The organism is Shimia sp. MMG029, assembly GCF_027947445.1.
Classification (GTDB): Bacteria; Pseudomonadota; Alphaproteobacteria; order Rhodobacterales; family Rhodobacteraceae; genus Shimia.
This window is the reverse complement of sequence record NZ_JAQJIM010000005.1, coordinates 125,443-144,576: the sequence shown is the minus strand read 5'-3', so window position 1 is coordinate 144,576 and position 19,134 is coordinate 125,443. Positions and strand designations below refer to the sequence as shown.

13 protein-coding genes are annotated in these 19,134 nt (G+C 55.2%); 2 read left to right on the top strand and 11 right to left on the bottom strand.

The genetic code is table 11. From position 1 onward, the window contains the following. Window positions 1-7 precede the first annotated feature (7 nt). The 5 genes from PJL69_RS13435 to PJL69_RS13410 form a co-directional block, all read right to left on the bottom strand. Window positions 8-1,531, bottom strand: coding sequence for a sugar ABC transporter ATP-binding protein (locus tag PJL69_RS13435; RefSeq protein WP_271310115.1), 1,524 nt, complete (start codon window positions 1,529-1,531; stop codon window positions 8-10). 83 nt (window positions 1,532-1,614) lie between these two features. Beyond that, entirely contained in the window at window positions 1,615-2,622 is a 1,008-nt protein-coding gene (locus PJL69_RS13430; protein WP_209100346.1) for a substrate-binding domain-containing protein, read from the bottom strand. Window positions 2,623-2,945: 323 nt separating this feature from the next. Continuing rightward, the gene (gene dld / locus PJL69_RS13425) at window positions 2,946-4,628 is read right to left on the bottom strand and encodes a D-lactate dehydrogenase (RefSeq protein WP_271310114.1); all 1,683 of its coding nucleotides are present in this window, start codon (window positions 4,626-4,628) and stop codon (window positions 2,946-2,948) included. A 20-nt stretch (window positions 4,629-4,648) separates the two neighbouring features. After that, window positions 4,649-6,712: a TRAP transporter large permease subunit gene (locus tag PJL69_RS13420; RefSeq protein ID WP_333781881.1), complete on the bottom strand. Its 2,064-nt coding sequence runs from the start codon at window positions 6,710-6,712 to the stop codon at window positions 4,649-4,651. A gap of 139 nt (window positions 6,713-6,851) precedes the next feature. Next, window positions 6,852-7,904, bottom strand: coding sequence for a TRAP transporter substrate-binding protein (locus PJL69_RS13410; protein WP_271310113.1), 1,053 nt, complete (start codon window positions 7,902-7,904; stop codon window positions 6,852-6,854). A gap of 210 nt (window positions 7,905-8,114) precedes the next feature. Here PJL69_RS13410 and PJL69_RS13405 point away from each other — a divergent pair, with 210 nt between their 5' ends. Continuing rightward, window positions 8,115-8,894 carry a FadR/GntR family transcriptional regulator gene (locus tag PJL69_RS13405; protein ID WP_271310112.1) on the top strand — a complete coding sequence of 260 codons (780 nt, stop codon included), beginning with the start codon at window positions 8,115-8,117 and terminating at the stop codon, window positions 8,892-8,894. Window positions 8,895-8,995: 101 nt separating this feature from the next. Here PJL69_RS13405 and PJL69_RS13400 read toward each other — a convergent pair whose 3' ends face one another. From PJL69_RS13400 to PJL69_RS13380, 5 genes are all read right to left on the bottom strand, one after another. Next, window positions 8,996-10,822 carry a BCCT family transporter gene (locus PJL69_RS13400; protein WP_271310111.1) on the bottom strand — a complete coding sequence of 609 codons (1,827 nt, stop codon included), beginning with the start codon at window positions 10,820-10,822 and terminating at the stop codon, window positions 8,996-8,998. 79 nt (window positions 10,823-10,901) lie between these two features. Next, on the bottom strand, window positions 10,902-11,894 hold the full coding sequence (locus PJL69_RS13395; protein ID WP_271310110.1) for a GlxA family transcriptional regulator: 993 nt from the start codon (window positions 11,892-11,894) through the stop codon (window positions 10,902-10,904). Window positions 11,895-11,912: 18 nt separating this feature from the next. Then, window positions 11,913-14,381: a GcvT family protein gene (locus tag PJL69_RS13390; protein ID WP_271310109.1), complete on the bottom strand. Its 2,469-nt coding sequence runs from the start codon at window positions 14,379-14,381 to the stop codon at window positions 11,913-11,915. 9 nt (window positions 14,382-14,390) lie between these two features. Next, a complete protein-coding gene (locus PJL69_RS13385) occupies window positions 14,391-15,566 on the bottom strand; it encodes a mandelate racemase/muconate lactonizing enzyme family protein (RefSeq protein WP_271310108.1) in 1,176 nt (391 codons plus the stop codon). Further along, window positions 15,553-17,073 carry a trimethylamine methyltransferase family protein gene (locus PJL69_RS13380; protein ID WP_271310107.1) on the bottom strand — a complete coding sequence of 507 codons (1,521 nt, stop codon included), beginning with the start codon at window positions 17,071-17,073 and terminating at the stop codon, window positions 15,553-15,555. Before PJL69_RS13380 ends, PJL69_RS13385 begins: the two co-directional genes overlap by 14 nt. Before the next feature lie 95 nt (window positions 17,074-17,168). Here PJL69_RS13380 and PJL69_RS13375 point away from each other — a divergent pair, with 95 nt between their 5' ends. Beyond that, window positions 17,169-18,080, top strand: coding sequence for a LysR substrate-binding domain-containing protein (locus PJL69_RS13375; protein ID WP_271310106.1), 912 nt, complete (start codon window positions 17,169-17,171; stop codon window positions 18,078-18,080). 40 nt (window positions 18,081-18,120) lie between these two features. Here the strand turns inward: PJL69_RS13375 and PJL69_RS13370 are convergent, their stop codons facing one another. Further along, window positions 18,121-19,128 (bottom strand): Ldh family oxidoreductase, encoded by a 1,008-nt coding sequence (locus PJL69_RS13370; RefSeq protein WP_271310105.1) that lies wholly within the window; start codon window positions 19,126-19,128, stop codon window positions 18,121-18,123. Between the last annotated feature and the right edge of the window lie 6 nt (window positions 19,129-19,134).

Here is a 19,134-nt window from a genome sequence, read left to right as displayed (position 1 = left end):
TCCCCCTTCATTGCGCTGCTGAGAGCGCCGCATCTGCGCCAGAGGCCAGATGCATGATATTTTCTTCTGTCATTTGATCGCCCGTCACCTCGCCGGTGATGTGGCCCTCGTGGATGACCAGCACACGGTCGCAGACCCCGATCAATTCGGGCAGCTCTGAGGAAATCACCACGATGCCCACGCCTTCATTGGCGAGATCGCGCAGGATGCGGTGAATCTCCACCTTGGCCCCCACATCGACGCCCCGGGTTGGCTCATCCAGAAAGATCAGACGCGGATTGACCGACAGCATTTTCGCGATGGCGACCTTTTGCTGGTTGCCGCCAGAAAGAGAGGACACCGGATCAGTCAGTCCCCCGCACTTTAGGTTCAGCTTCCGTCCCAAACGATCCGCCTGATCCACTTCTTTGCGCGTCTGAATCAAACCAAGGCCGCTGGCGACTTGCTCTACTTTCAGCGCGGAGACATTGCTGGCGATGGACATGTCCAAAAACACGCCGTCGCCTTTGCGGTCTTCTGAGAGATAGACCATGCCCGCCTCGATGCTGTCCTGATAGTCACGCAGCTTGAGCTGCGCTCCGTTCAGCCAGACATTGCCGGTGACCTCGCCTTCCAATGCGCAGATGCCTTTGGCAATTTCACTGCGCCCAGCGCCTATAAGACCGGCAAAGCCCAGGATCTCTCCTTTCTTCAGCGAGAAGGACACATCGCTGAAACGCTCTGCTTCGGTCAGGTTCTCAACCCGCAACACCTCTGTATCGTTGCGATCATCGGGATGTTGCTTGTCTGGATAGAGATCCCCAAGTTCGCGCCCCACCATGGCATTCACCACGTCGCTCGGAGTGATGTCGGCGACAGTGTCGGTACGTACATAACGCCCATCCCGAAACACCGAAACCCGGTCGCAGTTTTCAAAAATCTCAACCATCCGGTGGGAAATGTAGATGATGGAGATCCCGCGATCCGTCAGCTGCCGCATGATCCCAAAAAGCACCTGCGCCTCCGCTTCGGTGAGCGCGGCGGTGGGCTCATCCAAAATGAGCACACGACAGTCCAAAGTCAGGGCTTTGGCGATTTCGACAAGCTGCTGATTGGAAATCGAAAGATCACGCACCAAGATTGCTGGATCAATGGTGGAGAGCTGGGCAAATACCTGACGTGCCTTCGCCTCGATGCCTTTGTAGTCCATGAGGAACGCACCGCTGGCGCTGGTGGTCGCCATAAAGATGTTTTCGGCAACAGAGACATCCGGGCAGAGCGCAATCTCCTGGTGTACGAAACCGATGCCTTTTTTCTGCGCCTCTGCGGGGGACTGAATGCGCGTCTTTGCGCCGTCGATCCAGATTTCGCCACTGTCAGGCTGCAAGATCCCGTCGATGATGTTCATCAAGGTCGACTTGCCTGCGCCGTTTTCCCCGGCAATCGCGTGGATCTCTCCTTTGCGCAGCTCGAAATCCACCTCTTTCAGTGCCTTCACCGGCCCGAAGGATTTGGAGAGCTTGGAAATTTGAAGGATTACATCCCCAGTCATAGCGCCCACTTGTCTTTGAAGTCTTGTTGTTGCAAGCTGCTGCCCCACACACCTGCGGAGCAGCCAAACTCAGCTCAATCCGATCAGCTCGGATCGCGGCCTTCCATGTAGGCGTTCAGATCAAAGCTCTCAGCATTCGCTTTGGTGATGACCGAGAAGCCATTGTCCACAAACGGGATCTGAACAGGGTTGTAGCCAGAGACCTTGTAGTCATTGAACGGATCAAAAACGTCAGACTTCGCCGCCATGAACACCGACATAAAGCCCATGAAGCCCTGCATGCCCTGATTTGGGTTCAGCGCCGCATAGATGTTGCCCGCTTTGATATGCTCTAGCGTTGTTGGTGTCACATCAGCGTGCATCACCATCACATCAGACTCGGCCTCAAGAATAGCAGCCACGGCACCTTCGGCAGAACCTGCCTCCGGGATCCAGATGGCTTTCAGGTTTGGATTGGCCTGAACAATAGATGCGGTCGCGCGATAGGCAGCGTTGCTGTCCTGATTGGTGGCCTGGCGCCCGACCAGTTTGGTGTTCGGATAGTGCTCTTCCATGTAGGACAGGAAGGCTGTGACACGTAGATCGTGGTTGGACTGACCCGGATTCTCCAGAACTGCGAATTCGAAACTGTCGCCCAGTTCACCCACAAAAGCCTCAGCGGCATATTTCGCCTCTGCAAGGTTGTCTGAGGTGATGTAGGCGGAGCGCTTAGAATTTGGGGAGTCCGCCGCAAATGTCGTGATTTCGGTGCCGTTGTCGATCGCGCGGTTGATTGGTTCAATGAATGGATCCGCTTGCATTGGGTGCAGCAGGATACCTGCCGGGGCTTTCACCAGATCCTGTTCAAAAGAGGCAATCTGTTTGGTGATGTCATAATCTGGAGTGCCTGAGAAAATGGTTTCACACCCAAAAGCCGCCGCCGCTTGTTTAAAGCCCTGATAGACGGGTACCCAGTATGGATGCCCTGACACCATGACATTCATGATATAGGTTTCACCCGGATCACACTTCAGCGTGTCTGCCTGCGCCACGCCAACAGCGGTTGTCAGCGACAGAGCGGCGCACAAAGCCATCTGCTTAAATTTGACCATAATCCTATTCCTCCCACGGTCGATTGACCTTGTGACGCAGCCTCTCCTCAAGCGCGCCGCAAGAAATTTCATCCTGTGCAGTTTCTTGCACTGACCCTGAGTTAGAGAGGAAATGGCACCTCAATCAATCGAACAAGCAAAATTTCTCAGAAGCTGAAATTTATTTCACAATTGCCGTAGACTCGGGAAAACGCTTGGTCAGGCTTCAGCATCGACAGGTGGGGATAAACAAGCCTGTGGAACAAGGGGGCGTTCGCTCTACGCACGCGTGGAGGGCGCAGGACTGTGCGCGCGGCTTTCGACCAGCGCACACAGCTAAATCATCAGCTTGCGCCGTAGTGCTTTGCCCGACTCATTTTCCCGATGCCAGGGTTGAATGAGTTGGTCGGGTCGCAATCGCGATAGTGCGCCGCCAATGCCGGTTTGGCTGTGTAGAGGTGGCCTACATTGTGTTCAGCGGGGTATTCAGCGCCGCGCTCATCCAGAATTTTCAGCATCGCGGCCTTCAGCGCTTTGGGATCGCAGCCTTTTTTCACCACATAGTCCTGATGGAACACGTGGCACATAAGATGCCCATAGTAGACCTTCACCGCAATCTGATCGAGCAGATCCTTTGGCAATTTTTCAAGCCACGCACGATCGTCGCGACGCAGAGCGATGTCGAGTGAGAGAATGCCTTCGGACTCCTTGGCATGCACATGGCCATACCGAACCGCTGCGCCCGCCGCTGCAAACCGATGAAGCCCGGCAATTTTTGCCTCTCGCGGAGAACAGGTCACATAATCTGCATCCGTGTTGTCAAAGAGTTCCGGCAAGAGCTGTGCCGCCTCTTCGATGCCACCATCATGCATTTTCAGGATCAGGTGGTGTTCATATCGATCGCGGTAGGCTCGCAGAAACGCCGGCAGGTGCTGTGGCCAGATCTTTGACACCAGCTGCATAAACTTGTCCGTGAACCCACGGGTCAAAGAGAATTTGTTCAACCGTGCGTCGATCGCCCCTTTCAGGGCGAAGAACATCGGCAATCGGTCGGTGCCCAGTTTGTCGATCATCACCAGCGTGTCTTTGCCGTACACGGCTGCAATGTCAAAACACTCACGATGCATGTATTCTGCGGAAACCGGCAAGGTTTCGAAATCTTTCAGAATGCGGCGGCGCAACTCTGTGAACTGATCCGGATCATTGGTGCCAATGTAAAATGTTTGCTCGCGCTCATAGGTTGGGAAGGTGTCCAGACGCACCGCAAACACCACGAGCTTTCCGGCACAACCGGACACTTCATACAGCAGGCGTGGGTCATTGTTGTAGCGCGCAGGGCTGCGCGCATCTGCGTCGCGCACAATCTCTTCATAATCTGTGTCGCGGGCTTTGCGGCCTTCTGGCGTGGGGGTGTTTTTGTCGTAATCGCCCGCCTCCAGCCGTGTCAGCATTTCCTCAGGCGTGTCACCAAGCTCAATGCCGAGATGGTTCACAAGCTCAAGCGCGCCGGTTTCATCAATCCGGGCAAAAAGCGCCAACTCGGTGTAGCTGGGCCCACGTTCACAGAGCGCCCCGCCTGAGTTGTTGCACACCCCGCCCGTGATCGAAGCGCCAATGCTGCTTGAGCCGATCACCGAGTGCGGCGTGCGCCCGAGGGGGCGCAGCAGTTTTTCCAGCTCAAACAAGCTGGCACCTGGCAGGCTCAGCACCTGCTCACCGTCCTGCAAGAGATGCAGACCTTTGATTTTGCTCGAATTCAGCACGACAATGGGGCGGTCATAGGTGCCTTTGGGTGTCGATCCTTCGGTGAGCCCCGTGTTGGCAGCCTGCATGACAACGACAACATCAGCGGCAACACAGGCCTGAAGAACCTGCCACATCTGCAGCAGGTTTGTTGGCATCACAACCGCAATGGCCTCACCCTCGCCGGAACGAAACCCCTTGCGGAAACGTTCCGTCTGACTGGAGGAGGTCAACAGGTTTTTGGAACCAACGATCTGATCAAGCTGCTGAAGCAATGCAGACATTTGCCACTCCTCCCTTTTTATCAATAGGCCACGGACGGCAGCCACGTGACCAAAGCGGGCCACAAGAAAACCAAGCCAAGGCACAGCAGCTGCAACAGCACGAAAGGCACCACACCTTTGTAGATGTCGGTCAACTTTACCTCAGGTGGGCAAACCCCTTTGAGGTAAAACAGGGAAAAGCCAACAGGTGGGGTCAGGAAACTTGTCTGCAGTGTCACAGCCACAAGGATCACAAACCAGATCAATGCAGGTTCATCCAAACCGAACCCCGGGATGCCGAGATCCAGCGCCATCACAACCGGCCCCATCAGTGGCAGGACGATCAGGGTGATCTCAATCCAATCCAGAAAGAAGCCCAGCAGGAAGCAGATGAACAGAATGAACAGGATGGTGCCATTTGGCCCCAGTCCGGTGGATCCGATCAGATGTTCGATGAATTCGTCCCCGCCCAGCTCGCGCAGCACAAAGGAGAACACAGTGGCCCCAAGGAAAATCGCGAAGATATAAGCGGTTGAATTGAAGGTGGCCTTACAGACGTTCCAAAGCTTCTTAAACGTCAGTTTGCGGTAGACCACTGCAAGCAAAGTTGCCCCGATCGCGCCCACACCCGATGCTTCGGTGGGGGTGGTTATGCCCGCAAAAATGGAGCCCAGGACTGCCAGGATAAGCCCAAGTGGCGGCAACACCGCGACCAGTACATCTTTGATGACGCTCCAGTCGGGTGCTTTCGCCCCTTCCGGCACCGGTGCTGCGGCGCGGTTGAGTTGGGCCACGATAAAGATATAGCCAAGGTATAGCGTGCCAAGAAGGACACCGGGTACCATTGCTGCCATGAAGAGATCACCTACGGACAGCGCCATCTGATCCGCCATAATCACCAGCATAATGGAGGGTGGGATCAGAATGCCGAGCGTACCAGAGGCTGCAATCGTGCCGGTGGCCAATGTCTTGGAGTATTTGTTTTGCAGCATCGTTGGCAGGCTTAGAACGCCCAGCAACACAACCGATGCCCCGACAATGCCGGTTGATGCGGCGAGCACGATGCCAATCAGGGTAACGGTGATCGCCAAACCGCCCCGCACGGTGCCAAACAGGCGTGTCATTGCCGTCATCAGACGTTCGGCAACACCGCTTTCATCCAGCATCAGCCCCATGAAAATGAACATCGGCAATGCCACCAGAACCGCGTTGGACATGGTGGCATAGACGCGGTTAACCACGGCTCCCAGCGTCAAATAGTCGAGACCCGTGAACGTGCTTTCGAGCCCGGTCCAGAGCATCAGGTCATTGTCAAAGAGATAGGCTGCGAAGCCAAAAATCATACCTGTGCCCGCAAGGGTCCAAGCCACAGGGAAGCCGGTGAACAGCAACCCAATAAAGGTCATGAACATCCCCATGACCATCATTTCCTCGGTGGTCTCCACCAGGAAATGCAGGCCCCAGGCCATGGCCATTGTCATGACAAACACCGAGGCCACGAGCAGAAGCGAGCGGCCTTCCCGCTCTTCGGGTGGGTTTTGGATCAGCGCATGCACATCGTGGATCAGACGGGCAACCGCCGCCAGACCAAGGAGCGCGAAGCTGAGAGGGATGACCGACTTGAAGATCCAAAGGTTTGGCAGCCCGGTGGCACTGGAAGAGCCTTCATCAACGCGGAAACTCTCATAAAAATAGTCATAGCCCTGATCGATCATCAGATAGACGAAGGGCGACAGTAGTACGAGAATACCCAGAACTTCTATGATGCGTTGGGCCCGGCGTGACAATTGCATGTGAAACAGATCAACGCGCACGTGGCTGTCTGTCACCAGCGCGTAGGACACACCAAACATCGTGACCAAGCCGTAAAAATGCCACTGAAGCTCATCAAGTTTGGGGAAGTTCAGATTGAACGCATAGCGCATCACAACCTGAGACACGATTGCCGCAATCAAAAGCAGGTTGGCCAGCATGACAATATGGCCAACACCCTTAATCAGAGTGTCCAGAAAGACCGCAATCGGCTGCGTGTCTTTGTCTGGGTGTTCAATGATCTTTTCGAATGTCTCTGCGACATCACCACGATAGTCGGTTTGCATCGTCATCGGGGTCTCCTCCGGTTGCGGCGTGTCTGTAGGCCGCGACAGGCGCGATCTGCCTGCCCAAAATCTCAATTCGGCTGTCAGTAAGATGCGCCGAGACTGGGAGGCCCTCGGCGCATCTCTTGCGGACTAACGGGTGCTGTTAGTTGATCCGCGGGAGGAAGGCGTTCTGCTCCCAAAGGTCGTACTGGTTGCGGAAGGTTGTCATGTTTTCATAGACTTCCTTGAAGAAAGGATCGTTGGCGCTTTCTTCTGCGGCGACCTCTTCCCAAGTGTCTTTGAAGACGGTCAGCATCTCAGGGGACCATTTGCGGATTTGCACGCCATTCTCTTCGATGTTATTTTGCAGAGCATCAAACTGCATCGCTTCACCTTCGGCGAAGCTGTCCGCCATAGACGCCTTGCAGGCCTCGGTCAGAATGTACTGGTGCTGCTCAGAGGCTTCGTTCCACACATCTTTATTGATGAGCAGTTCAAACACCGTCGCCTGCTGGTGCCAGCCGGGGAAGTAGTTGTATTTAACAACCTTGTGGAACCCGAGGCGCTGGTCGATGGCAGGCATCGAGAATTCGGTTGCGTCGATCGCGCCTTTTTCAAGCGCAGGGAAGATTTCGCCACCTGGCAGAAGCGAAGTTGCAACACCAAGTTTTTCCATGACTTTGCCGCCCAGACCGAAGAAGCGCATCTTGAGGCCTTTGAGATCTTCTGGAGAGTTAATCTCTTTGGCAAACCAGCCAGATGTTTCCGGGGCGATCACGGCGCAAGGCAGAACCTTCACGTTGTAGCCCGCCTCGTCATACATGCGCTGGTACAGGGACAGGCCGTCACCGTAGTACATCCACGCCATGTATTCGCCAGCTTCGGGGCCAAAGGGAACAGCGCTGAACAGCGGTGCCGCGGGGATCTTGCCTGCCCAATAGCCAGCTGTGGTGTAGCCAGAGTTGATTTTGCCAGCAGAAACCGCATCGAGGATTTCAAAGGCTGGCACCAGTTTACCAGGTTCGTAGACTTTCATCTTCAGCGTGCCGCCGGACATCGCTTGTACGGCATCAGCCACACGTGGAATGGGCGTTCCCAATCCAGGAAGCGCAGTTGAGAACGCGACAGGCGTCTTCAGAAGCAGTTTGTCTTTTGCAAGCGCAGGCGTGGCCGCAAGGCCAGCAGCCAATGCGAGACTGGTGATGATGGATTTCATGTTTTCCTCCTCATGCAAGACCGATCCGTTTGATCGAAAAGTGGTAAAATATATTTACCTCTCGTCGTTGATGTACTTCATGCCCCAAAGAGGTGTCAATTTGGTCTGCACCACTGAAGATTTAAACGATTGTTTCTAATAGATTATAGATGATTTTTCTTGCGCTCTTGGAATGAAGAGGTACTCTAATTTTACCTCTAGGAGGCACAGATGCGCACACTTGCAACCATATTTGACCGAATCGAATCAGCCCCTGTCGCCGACATGGTCGTTCAGCAAATTGAGGATCTCATCGTTCAGGGGGTTCTCGCGGAAGGAGACCGGCTCCCGTCTGAGCGGGAGCTTTCTGCGCAACTGAATATCTCGCGCCCCAAATTGCGCGATGCTCTAAAACAGTTGGAGGCGCGCAGGCTCATAACCGTCCAGCACGGCGAAGGTACGTTTGTAGCACGGCTTACCGGGCAGGCAATGCAGCCCGCGCTGATTGATCTATATGCGCGTCATGGCAAAGCCTTTTTTGACTACTTGGAATACCGCCGCGCACAGGAGGCCTTTGCCTCCAGACTCGCCGCAGAGAGAGCCACAGCAACCGATCGCGATCGCATTCAACGTCATCTTGATGCGATCAGAGAGGCCGACGCACGCGGAGACATGGAGGCGGGCCAAGAGGCCGATGTGCGTTTCCATTCGGTGATTGTTGAAGCCAGTCACAACGCCATGCTGGTCCACATGATGTCGTCAATTTACGATCTGACACGTCGGGGTGTTTTTTACAATCGCGCCTATCTGCGCACGCTGGATGGGACCGGTGAGAAACTCTTGGCACAACACATCGAGATCGCGAACGCCATTTTGGCCGGCGATGGTGATAGCGCTGAATCAGCGGCGAAGGTTCATTTAGACTTTGTCGAACGGTCGTTTCGTGTTGGCGAACAACAATCTGTCAATGAACGCGTCTCACAAAAGCGCGAAGGTTTGGTTTCAGAGTAGTACCCATATTTAATAATTTGGGTGCACCTGCCGCCAAAACAGAAATACGAAAGAGAAACGCCGCCCCGAACAGGAGCGGCGTCTTGTTTATTTTACGCTATTTATTCAGCTGCTTGCTGTGCTGCGCCATCGTAGTTGTCACGCACACCATCGCGATACAGCGCCTTGCCCAGAGAAATGCACATCAGGCCCATCACCATTGTAAATGGCAGTGCGCCGATGATCATTGCCGCGCGCAGGGCGTCCATCGGATTGTTGTCGCCAGCGGCCAAGATGAGCGCGCCAATAACAGCCGTCAGGATCAGGCCCCAGATGATACGGTGTTTGATACCTGTTTCTTCTGCACCGCCGGACATGATGGTGTTCATCACCAAGATGCCTGAATCTGCCGAAGTCACGAGGAAGGTCATCACCAGCACCACGCACATCACGTTCAACATGGACAGAAGACCACCGTCGATCATGTAAGACAGGGTGACAAACAGCTTGTTGGTGTTGGATGCACCGATGATTGCGCCATCCGCAACACCTGCGAGCTCCAGATCAATGGATGTGCCACCAAGAATGGTCATCCACGCAAAGCACACCAGTGCTGGCGCGAACACACAGCCTAGGATGAACTCGCGCACGCTGCGCCCCTTTGAAATGCGCGCCAAGAACAGGCCCACAAAAGGAGAGAACGCAATCCACCAAGCCCAATAGAAGGTTGTCCAGCCAGCCTGCCAGCCAAACTGACGACCTTGCTCGCCCGCTGCGTAAATCGCAGTCAGCGTGGTTTCATCGAGCTCAGCCGCCGCGCCTGTCAGACCGGATTTAAAGCCCTCATAGCTGCCCCATGCATTGGTTGCGCCTCCCATCAGATCCCCTGCAAGCGGTTGTGCCGCAGCAGGCAGCGAAGAGGCAAAAGCTTCCGCAGACAGTGGGCTATATGCGCCAAAGCTCAGAGACAGGAAGTGAAGGATGTAATCCACCATCGCGGTGCCATAGGTGGTCATTGCAAAAGCAAAGGACCCAAATACGACAAATGTGCCAAGCAAGATGATCGACAGCACCAGGTTCAGGTTGGAGAGGTATTTCACCCCACGGCCCACACCAGAAACCGCAGACAGGATGGACAAGCACATGATCGTCACAAGCCCAGAAATCAAGCCAACTTTGCTTGGTGTTGGAACGTCACCACCCATATCCATGATCCAAGTCATTCCGGTGATCGCGTAGACCCCATCAACAAATTGGCTAATGCCGTAGCCGATGGTCACAGACACACCAAGAATGGTCGCAACCACACCAAGTACATCGACAAGATGGCCCAAGAAGCCATTCATCAGACGGCCAAACAATGGGGTCAGAGCGGAGCGAATGGTCAGCGGCATACCGCGTGTATAGGCATAATACGCGAGGCTAAGGCCAGTCACCACATAGATTGCCCAAGCATGGAAGCCATAGTGCAGATAGGTATAACGGTAAGCAGATTGAACCGCCTCGGGCTGATTGCCCGGCACAGCCCCCGACACAACTTCAGGGTTCGATCCCCAAAGTCCCAGAGGCTCAGCAGTGGCAAACACCATCAGACCTACACCGAGGCCTGCCCCGAACATCATTGAAAACCATGAGAAATTGGAAAACTCTGGCTTTTCGCCTGGCGCACCCATGATGCGCTTCCCGGTTGAAGGCAGCAGCGCCACAACAGCAAGAAAGAAGAAAAACAGACCAACAATAACAATGTAAAAGCTGTTGAAGCTTTCAAGGAGCTTTCCGTTCAAGCTCCCGAGCGTGCCGGTTGCATTGGCTGGAAACACCAGAGCCCAAAGCACAAGCGCCACCATGATGCCCTTACTGATTAAAGCAATGGGCACGCTGTAATTTTCATAGAAACCGGCATCAGCCGTTTCTATCTCTAAGTCCGTAAAAGGTTCTTTTATCGACATACTATTCCTCCCGTGTCGTTTTTGTCCTTTTTTCGATAGATCCTGTCCTTTTAGCGACTCCTTTCGCGTCTAATTGCGACTATCCCGCGCGCTTTTGCGTATGCGGTGAAATCCCGAAATGTTGCCGAAAGCACTTGGAGAAGTGACTTGCAGAGGCAAAGCCGCATGAGATGGCCACATCTAGGACGCGCATGTCGGTTTGCTGTAGCAGTGTGCGAGCACGTTCCAATCTCAAGCTTGTCATGTAGGTTTTAGGACTCATACCCACGTATTTTTGAAACAGCCTCTCCAGCTGCCGCGTTGACAGGCCAGCGTTGGCTGCAACAACACTCGGCGACAATGGGGCTTCCAAATTTTCTTGCATCAGAGTGACCGCACGCGCGAGTTTTTCATGGCGCGTTCCAAAACGGCACAGATCTGTCTGTGTCTGACGATCATCCTTCACGCGAACCGATGCATAAAGCAAGTGGTCTGCAACTTTGGTGACAGTATCTTGACCACATTGCTGGTTGATAATCGACGCAAAGAGATCAATGGTCGATGCCCCGCCGCCGCATGTGGTGATACCACGTTCTGTTTCATAGATCGAACATACAGGTTCGATTTCCGGAAACAGCTCCACAAAAGCTGGCTGATGCTGCCAATGCGCGCTCAACCTCTGCCCAGTCGCAAGACCAGCACTGGCAAGGATCGTCGCGCCGCCGCCTATGCCGCAGAGCTGAACACCAAACCTTCGGGCCTGTCGCAGCCAGGACTTGAGCTCGTTGGACGCAATTTGCGCAACACCCGCCGCTCCGCAGATGACGATACAATCGCCACGGCTGGTGTGCGGCAAGCTTCCCTCGACCTCTACTTTGATGCCAGAAGACGATGTCACCGGACCACCGGTTTCGCTCACGATGGTCCAATCAAAGACAGGGTGCTCGGCGACAGCATTTGCTGCCGCCAGAGCGTCTACACCTGCACCAAGTTCCAAGGCTGAGAAGCCTGGTGAAATCAAGAAGACGAACTTGGCACGCGCGCTTGGCTTGATGTTTGAGTTTGAGACTCTGATTTCAGGACCCCGCATCATTTTCAGCCCTTTCCTCTCTTAGGCACGCATGTTTGCACCGTTGGCGTCATATGCTGGGGCGCCAAGGATCTCTGCATCATACATTGTGCCCAATATCTCCACCTGGAGTTTGGTGCCTGGCGCAGCATGCGCCGTCGCTACATAGCCCATTGCCATAGACTGACCGACGCGATGACCATACCCACCGGAAGAGACGTAACCGACTGCCTCGCCGTCTTTCAGGATCGCCTCATCGTTGGAAACATCGATGCCATCAACCTCGATTGTCATCGTCACAAGCTTCTGTTTGACGCCTTCCTCACGGAATTTAAGCGTGGGGTCTTTGCCGACAAAATCCTTCTTCCAGTTGATGAAAGCATCCATGCCGCTTTCAACCGCATTGAAGTCTGGACGGAAATCTGTGGTCCAGACTCCCCAACCTTTTTCCAAGCGCAGGCTCATCAATGCGCGTGCGCCATACCAGCGATAACCCAAATCGGCACCGGCCTCTTCAATCGATTGCGCCAAACGCAGAAGGTATTGAGGCTTACAGTAAATCTCATAGCCCAGCTCACCTGAGAAAGAGATCCGGTTCAGGATAACTGGAACACCGCCCACAAAGGTCTGGCGCAGGTCGCGGAACTTGAACGCCTCCGCGGAGACATCATCCCGGGTGATGCGGGCCAGCAAGTCACGTGACTTCGGCCCGGAAAGGGCCACACCGTGCCAGTCGTCCGACGCATTGTTATAGGTCACATCCGACGGCAGATCTTTCTCAAACCAGCGGCGGTGCGCCTCCTGCATCGACCCCGAACCAAACAGAATGAAGTGATCGTCAGCCAGGCAGGCAACGGTCAGATCGCCATACAGACGACCCTTTTCGGTCAGCATAGGAGTCAAGGTCAAGCGGCCCGGCTTCGGAACATAGCCTGCGAGGGTTTTGTTCAGATAATCGCGTGCGCCTGCGCCCTTGAACTCATGCTTCGCAAAGTTTGCGATCTCAATGCCGCCGACTGCGTCCTGAACGGCTTTCACTTCGCGTGCGACGTAATCAAACGAGCGGTTGCGCTCAAACGTTGGCTCTTCATACGCATCGTCAGCACCGTCCGCAAACCACAAAGCGTTTTCAAGACCAAAGCCTTGATCCATCACCGCGCCCTTGGCCACCAGCCGGTCATAAAGCGCAGTGGTTTTTTGCAGGCGCCCTTTGGGCAGCGTTTCATTGGGGAAGGTCATCACAAAACGGCGCTCGTAGTTCTCCGACGATTTGATGGTACCCCAGTCTGGTGTGGCAAATTCGCCAAAGCGCGCCACATCCATGGCCCAGACGTCGATGGACGGCTCACCGTCAATCATCCATTCCGCCATCGTCAGGCCAACGCCGCCGCCCTGACAGAAGCCTGCCATGACACCAACCGCACACCAGTAGTTCTTCATACCCGGAACTGGGCCGATCATTGGGTTGCCATCCGGACCAAAGGTGAATGGGCCGTTGATCATATCTTTGATACCAGCGTTGCCGATGGCTGGGATGCGTTCAAAGGACATTTCCAGACGGTCGGCGATGCGGTCCAGATCCGGTTGCAAGAGCTCGTGGCCAAAGTCCCAAGGCGTGCCTTCGATCTTCCAAGGTGTAGATTTCGGCTCGTAAGTGCCCAGCAGCATCCCCTGACGTTCCTGACGGAAGTAGATGTTTGCCTCATAGTCGATGCCCGCAGGCAAACGGCCAGCTTCGCCCATGCTGTCCATGCGCCCGGCAATCTCTGGGATCGCTTCGGTGATCAGGTAGTGGTGCTCCATTGGCTGCACAGGCAGGTGAATACCAGACATATGGCCAACTTCCCGCGCCCAGAGGCCGCCACAGTTCACTACGTGTTCTGCGTTGATCTTGCCTTTGGGGGTGGTCAGATCCCAGCTGCCATCCGGGCGCTGGCTCATCGCGGTCACGCCGCAATGGGTGAAATACTGCGCTCCGTGGTGACGGGCGGATTTTGCGAAGGCATAGGTAGCGCCAGATGGATCGACATCGCCATCCTGTTCGTCCCACAGGGCGGCATGATAGTGTTTCGGGTCAATCAGCGGGTGACGCTCGGCCACTTCTTTGGGGCTGATGAATTCCTGATGCAGGCCCATATAGCGCGCTTTGGAACGCTCGCGCTTGAGATAGTCATACCATTCCGGGGTCGAGGCCAGATAAAAGCCGCCGGTAATGTGCATGCCCACCGAATGGCCAGATGTCTCTTCGATCTCTTTATAGAGGTCGATGGTATAAGACTGCAGACGCGAGATATTCGGATCTGAGGAGATCGTGTGGATCTGTCCCGCCGCGTGCCAGCTTGAGCCGGAGGTCAGCTCGTCACGCTCCAGCAGGACGGCGTCTTTCCAGCCGAATTTGGCCAGGTGAAACAGGATCGAGCAGCCGACAACGCCGCCACCGATCACAACCACTTTGGCGTGGGCGGGCAGCTGCTTGCCGCCAGTGCTTTCTTCTTTTTGAATCTCAGGCATGATCTTTCCTCAGTTCAGGGGCAACCGGCGGAATTTGCCGGGCATTGCAGGGTCATAAAAATGGTCAAGTGGTCCGTTTTCGACCAGATGGGTGTGCCAGTGATTGAGCGCGTCTCTATCAAGCGTCACGCCCAGACCGGGGCCTTCTGGAACGGCGATCACGTCATTTTTCTGGCAGAACGGGCCGCCTTCGATGACATCGCCGATCTGCCAGCGGAACAGCGATTGTGATGGCTCAGAGATCCAGGGCATGGCTGCGGACATATGCAGATAGCCAGCGGTTGCGATGCCGGCATCGCCGGAATAGCACCAGAACCCCACGCCCATCGCTTCACAGGCCCCGATAAAGCGCACCGCGCGCGCAATACCGCCCAGAACCGCAAAATTTGTCACGATGTAATCCGGTCCGCCCACAGCAACCACCTTGCGGATGTCTGGCACATGGGTGGAGATCGGAATGGTAAAGTGACGGCGCAGCTCTGCCATCTCTTCAAAGGTCGCAACCGGATCTTCGTAGTTGCGTATATTATAGGGCTCGATTTCACGGAACAGACGCATCGCTGTTGGCAGCGAATACTGCATATTGCTGTCCAGCCGGATCATCGCCTTGCGGCCCAGCGTGTCACGTAGCGCTTTGACCGTGTCGATTTCCAGCTCGGGATCGCCGAGGATCAGCTTGCCTTCGAACATGGTTGAGCCATGTTCCTCTGCCATACGGGCACAGTAGTCCGCCACCTCCTGAGGGGCCATTTCGCCCCCGACACGATACCCAAAGTACTCGGTGAAAGGGATCTCTTTGCGCACCGCGCCCCCTAGCAGGCGATACAGGGGCTCATTGGCGACTTTACCGCGCAGATCCCAGAGCGCGATCTCAATCGCACCAAATGCTTTCACCACAGAGCTGTCATCTGTGTTTTGTACGATCTGCCAGGGCGGCACGCATAGGCTTTCGCAGCCGGCAATATCCAGTGGATCTGCACCGATCAGCCGTTCGCCCATGGCCTCAATCGTGCGGACCACATCGATCGACGGGGCTTCACCAAGGCCAACCAAGCCTTGATCCGTCTCGACTTCGATGATGGTTTTTGACGTGCCCGGATAATATCCGCCGGTCCACCACATCGGCTTTTCCAGCGGAATATTGACCGGCGTCGCCTTCAGCCCTGTTATCTTAATACCAGGCATCAGGCAGTTCCTCCTTGCGCTTGGCGACATAGGTTTGGAGCTCTTCGAGCTTCGCGACGTCTATGTCTGGCTGTTTGTATTCAGCCAACATTTGCTTCCAACGGGCGCAGGCACGCGCGCGCATATCTAGTGAGCCGCGCTCCTCCCAGTTTTCAACGTTTTCGCTGTCTGAAAGTTGGGCTTCGTAAAACGCATTCTGATAGTGACGCATCGTGTGGGCCGACCCAAGGAAGTGCCCGCCTGCCTCTACTTCGCCATAGGCATCGCGCGCAAAACTCTCGTCGCTGGTGTCCAAACCTTGGCTCAGAACCTTTTGATAGGATCCGAGACGATCCGCATCCATCACCAGCTTTTCGTATCCGGTTACCAATCCGCCTTCGAGCCAACCAGCCGAGTGCAGCACGAAATTTGCACCAGCCAGCATGGTTGAATGCATTGAATCCGCACTTTCATAGGCCGCCTGAGCATCCTCGATCTTAGATGCCGTCAACGACCCGCCACAGCGCAACGGCAACCCGATACGGCGCGCCAGCTGCCCAATTGCGTAGTTCGAGACCACGGGCTCCGGCATGCCAAACGTGGGGGCACCGGTTTTTAGTGACATGGAGGACAAGAAGTTCCCCATGACGAACGGCGCGCCTGGGCGGATCAGCTGGACATATGCGCAGACCATCATCGCCTCCGCCATCGCTTGCGCCACGGCCGCGGCAGTCGACACAGGCCCCATCGCCCCTGTCAAAATGAACGGCACTGTGATGACCCCCTGCCCCCGCGCGGAATAGACCCGCACAGATTCAGTCACCACGCGATCCACCAACAAAGGTGAGTTGGTGTTCACATTTGCCATAATAACGCAGTTTTCATCGACAAAATCGCGCCCGAAAACGATATCCATCATGTCCATGCTGTCCTGCGCACGGCTCATTTCTGTGATCGCCCCTAGATGTGGCTTATCACTCAATGTGATGTGCGCCATGAGCATGTCAAAGTGGCGCTTTGAAACAGGCACATCGGTCGGCTCACAAGTCACGAAACCACCGTGATGCAGATTGGGGTGCATATACGTCAGCTTCACCAACTCTTCGAAGGAAGCCATATCACCGTAACGGCGACCGCGCTCCAGATCGCGCACGAAGGGAGAGCCGTAAACCGGCGCAAAAACCTGATTGGTCCCGCCAATGGTAACAGACCGCTCCGGATTGCGGGCTACTTGGGTAAACTCACTTGGCGCCTTGGCACAGAGCGCGCGAATCCAACTCGCATCGGCGCGCACCAAATCATCTTCAACGCGCGCGCCCTCTTTCTTCCACAACGCCAACGCTTCAGGGTCGTCTCGGAACGCAATTCCGACCTCTTGAATGATCCAGTCGACCTGGGCCTCAATCTTGACGAGGTCCTCTTCATCCAAGATGTCGAAATGCTTGAGTTTACGGCGAATAAAAGGGCTGGCAATCGCGCCTCCCCCTTGCGTGTTACGTTGCCTAGACGCTCTTGCGCGACGTGCCATTGGCCTGCTCCCCATATTCTTCAACTCAGAATATTAACCTGTGAAAAAGCGGCTGTGACGCTTGAAAAAATATATGGTTGGCATAAACAGAATTTATGCAAGAGATCTGGAAACAACTCGGGTCACCGCGCCACCTCGTCGTCTTTGAAGCGGCTGCGCGGCTCCAATCCTTCACGCACGCAGCGCAGGAACTGAATGTCCAACAACCGGCGGTGAGTGTCGCGATACGTCACCTCGAAGAAGGGCTCGGCACGGCTCTGTTCATTCGCCAGCACCGCAAAGTGATTCTAACCACTGCGGGCGAGCGGCTTATGGCGGATGTAACCCGGGCGTTTAGCCAGCTTGCCCATTCTGTGGCATCGATTCAGCAGCTTAAGCAGGCCAAATATGTCACCCTCAGTGCCTCGACCGCATTTAACAACTACTGGATCATGCCAAGGTTGGCAGAGTTTCAGGCGCAACACCCGGAAATTGACTTGCGTTTGCAATCAAGTGATCGCGAACCAGACATTGATGCAGAAAATATCAGCCTCGCTGTCCGCTTAGGCGGTGGGAACTGGCCAGAATACGAAAGAGAGCTGATCGCAGACGAAGTGATTTACCCGGTTGCAGCACCGCGCATCATGGAAGCCGCAGGTCAGTTTGAAGACATTTTCGACCTGCTTAATCAGCGGCTGATCCACCTGGAAGAGCCCATTCGTCAAAGACCGAGCTGGGGCGATTGGTTCAAAAACTTCTCGGTTAAATCAGGCGTGCCAAACACCGGACTTCGGCTGAATGACTATGCCCTTGTCCTGCAAGCCGCCATAGCCGGAGAAGGCTTTGCATTTGGCTGGAAACATCTGACTGATCGCCTTGTGGCACAAGGCGTTCTGGCCGCACGGTTTGAATGGCAGTGGAAGACCGGAAACGGATTCTATCTTGTATGGTCGAAAAAGACCCCACTCACAGAAGACGCCAAAAAGGTCCGCGATTGGGTTTTAGACAATACGACTAATACCCCTTAGGTACGGGAGCCGCGCGCATCGCGGCCCCCAGTTTTTTTCGTTACAGAAGTGCCCGCACTTTTTCCAACAACGCAGCGTTGACCGCGACGCCCTCGGTTGCCGCGACTTCACGGCATTTTCTGCGCCCATCGCCGGGAAGACGCGCACCGTCTTGATCATGAAACGAAGCGATCAACTCGGCGAGCTTCTCCTGAAAAGCGCCGCCCGACGTGGCAGGTGGATCAACCGCGATGAAGAACTGACCGGTCTTAGGAGGCCCGCCTGCGGTCCCAGAGAAAGGGCTGGCCACGGAACCGAGCGTCGCACCAGTCATCGCTGCCGCCATCAATTCAACGGTCAGTGCGATGCCGACACCTTTGTAACCGCCAGAAGGGACCATGGAGCCTTTAAGGCCTGCCTCTGGATCGGTTGTGGGCTGTCCATCCGCATCAAGAACCCACCCTTCCGGTACGGGTTTGCCTTCGCGCGCGTGTTTCATCACTTCACTCTTGGCAATGGTACTGGCGGATTGGTCAATCAACAATGCTGCATTTCCGTCAGCATCCGGCGCAGCGATGGAAAACGGATTTGTCCCGACAACTGGTTTGGCGCCACCTGAAGGTGCAATGGAGGCAGGCGCGTTGGTGAAGCCAATGCCCAGAAGCCCTGCTTGTGCCAACCGCTGTGTATGCACGCCAAGCACACCACAGTTGTAAGAGTTATTCACTGCAAGCACAGCCACGCCCTGCTCTTTGGCCAAAGGGATCAGCTTTTCAAAGCCAAGATCAATGGCTGAATGGGCGAACCCCGTTGCCGCATCCACCGCAACAACCGCGGGACGTGGCTGGGTCACAATGGGCTTGGCTTTCCCATCGACTTTTCCACAATCCACGTGCTGAGCGTAGATTGGAATATAGGCCAAACCGTGGGAGGCGACACCATCCGCCTCTGTCATCGCTGTGGCGACAGCCAGTGGGCGGGCGTTTTCTTCGGAGGTGCCAGCCTTCACCAAAGCGTCAAAGGCAAGTGATTCAATCTCGGCAAGAGAGAGAGTTTCGGTTGCAGTCATCGTGGG